This window comes from Bullifex sp. (assembly GCF_034103065.1).
Classification (GTDB): Bacteria; Spirochaetota; Spirochaetia; order Sphaerochaetales; family Sphaerochaetaceae; genus Bullifex.
On sequence record NZ_JAXEGN010000297.1, the window covers coordinates 1 to 1,133 of the forward strand.

The 1,133-nt window shown below is 50.2% G+C and carries 1 rRNA gene; it reads right to left on the minus strand.

The window, feature by feature from the left end:
• Window positions 1-1,126, minus strand: a 23S ribosomal RNA gene (locus SOY52_RS11125); the annotation flags it as partial.
• Window positions 1,127-1,133 lie beyond the last annotated feature (7 nt).

Consider the following 1,133-nt stretch of genomic DNA (forward strand, 5'->3'; position numbering starts at 1 on the left):
TAAGCCAACCTCCTGGCTGTCTGTGCAATCGCACTTCCTTTCCCACTTAGCATACCTTGGGGACCTTAACTGTCGGTCTGGGCTGTTTCCCTTTTGACGACGGCCCTTATCAGTCGCCGTCTGACTGCTGTATATTGTATCTCGGCATTCAGAGTTTGATTAAACTTGGTACCCGGTGAAGGGCCCGCATCTATTCAGTGCTTTACCTCCGAGACAGTCCGTACAACGCTAGCCCTAAAGCTATTTCGGGGAGTACCAGCTATCTCCAAGTTTGTTTAGTCTTTCGCTCCAATCCACAGCTCATCCCAACCCTTTTCAGCGGATTTAGGTTCGGCCCTCCACCCCATTTTACTGAGGCTTCAGCCTGGCCATGGATAGATCACTTGGCTTCGGGTCTACCGCATGCAACTTAACGCCCTATTCAGACTCGGTTTCCCTACGGCTCCGGGACTCCTATCCCTTAACCTTGCTACATACGGTAACTCGCAGGCTCATTCTACAAAAGGCACGCCATCACCAATTGCTTGGCTTTGACCGCTTGTAAGTCTACGGTTTCAGGTTCTCTTTCACTCCCCTCCCGGGGTCCTTTTCACCTTTCCCTCACGGTACTATGCGCTATCGGTAGCTGCCGAGTATTTAGCCTTGGAGGGTGGTCCCCCCTGCTTCCGACAGGATTCCTCGTGTCCCGTCGTACTCAGGATCATATCTCATGAAGTCTTCGGGCTTTCGCATACGGGACTTTCACCCACTTTGGTTTGCTTTCCCAAACAATTCTGCTTTCCTTCAGTTTTCTTACTTCACGAACTCGCGTTCTAGATATGTCCTACAACCCCATATATATTTCTATACATGGTTTGGGCTCTTCCCACTTCGCTCGCCGCTACTATGGGAATCTCAGTAGATTTCTTTTCCTGCAGGTACTTAGATGGTTCACTTCCCTGCGTCTTTCTTCTATACACTATTGATTCATGTATAGATGTTTGTCATCCAGACAAACGGGTTACCCCATTCGGAGACCCGGGGATCGTGGGATATTGGCTCCTCCCCCCGGCTTTTCGCAGCTAATCACGTCCTTCTTCGCCTGGCAGCTCCTAGGCATCCTCCGTAGACCCTTTTTCGCTTGACCATATTAT